Genomic DNA, 855 nt, shown 5'->3' with positions numbered 1-855 from the left:
TCCGAGCCATCCACTCGCCCTCGCCGGGCTGCCCGAGTCCACCGAGACTCCGACCTACTCGGAGGTGCTGGAGGCTCGGTCCAGCCGCGTCGCGATGGTGACCGATTTCCTCGCGACCGTGACCGCAGAAGATCTGGGCGGCAAGAGGTCGGACCCCAACGCTCCCGACTGGGAGGAGACCGTGTTGTCCTGTCTGCACACGATCCTGGAGGAGGAGTGGGAACACCAGCGCTACGCCGTGCGGGATCTGGACCGAATCACCGGCGGCCAGGGGCGCGCTGCCGAAGGAGTCTGAGCATGGCCAGCCGCAGCGACAACGAGGTCGTCGACCTGCGGAGCGTGGGCCCGTTGGGAGAGAGTCCGAGATGCCGAAGAAGCAAACATCCAGGGCCCGGAACGCCCGCGCTGCGGCACGCGAGGGCGAGAAGTTCACCACTGCGTTGCGCCGCCAGTCATCAGCGCCGGAGATGCGTACAGGCGATGGCCGCCTGGAGGTTGAGTTCAGCGGCGAGATATTTCAGTGGCGGGGTCCGGCGCCGTACTACTTCGTTGCGGTGCCTGAGGAGCAGAGCCTCCAGCTGAAAGTGGCGACGTCCGGCACCAGCTATCACCGGGGAATGCTCCGGGTACAGGCGCGGATCGGCGATGTCGAGTGGGCGACATCGATGTGGCACAAGGACGGACGTTACGTCCTCCCGATAAGGGACTCGGTGCGCAAGCCTAGGGGCCTCGCCGACGGGGACACCGTCACGATCCACCTCACCGTGGCCGTCCCAGCGCTGGAGGCGAGGCAGGATCCCGCTCGGGCGCGTCCTGCTCGAGCCAATCGCAAGGCACCTCAGGCAGCCGGGCGAC

2 protein-coding genes are annotated in these 855 nt (G+C 67.3%); both read left to right on the top strand.

Going from position 1 to position 855, the window contains the following annotated elements; translation table 11 throughout:
- A partial coding sequence (locus tag ABNF93_RS34690; protein ID WP_349332506.1) for a DinB family protein occupies window positions 1–295 on the top strand: 295 nt, incomplete at its 5' end.
- Window positions 296–365: 70 nt separating this feature from the next.
- A partial coding sequence (locus tag ABNF93_RS34685) for a DUF1905 domain-containing protein (protein ID WP_349332505.1) occupies window positions 366–855 on the top strand: 490 nt, incomplete at its 3' end.

This window comes from Actinopolymorpha sp. B9G3, assembly GCF_040120725.1.
Lineage (GTDB): Bacteria > Actinomycetota > Actinomycetes > Propionibacteriales > Actinopolymorphaceae > Thermasporomyces.
This window is presented reverse-complemented; position numbering and strand designations above follow the sequence as displayed.